Annotated in this window: 1 pseudogene; it reads right to left on the reverse strand. The window is 61.1% G+C overall.

The annotated features are described in order from the left end of the window. Window positions 1-265, reverse strand: a pseudogene (locus tag HU767_RS29030) (phage infection protein); the annotation flags it as partial.

Consider the following 265-nt stretch of genomic DNA (forward strand, 5'->3'; position numbering starts at 1 on the left):
AACCACCTTCGGCTACACGGCGTTCCAGCAGGCGATCAGAACCACCTTCAGCTACGCGGTTTTCGATCAGGCGGTCGGAGCCACCTTCGGCGACGCGGCGATCCAGCAGGCGATCAGAGCCACCTTCGGCGACGCGGCGATCCAGCAGGCGATCAGAACCACCTTCAGCTACGCGGTTTTCGATCAGGCGATCAGAACCACCTTCGGCTACACGGCGTTCCAGCAGGCGATCAGAACCACCTTCAGCTACGCGGTTTTCGATCAG

The sequence above is a fragment of the Pseudomonas sp. SWRI179 genome (assembly GCF_014268705.1).
Taxonomy (GTDB): Bacteria; Pseudomonadota; Gammaproteobacteria; order Pseudomonadales; family Pseudomonadaceae; genus Aquipseudomonas; species Aquipseudomonas zanjanensis.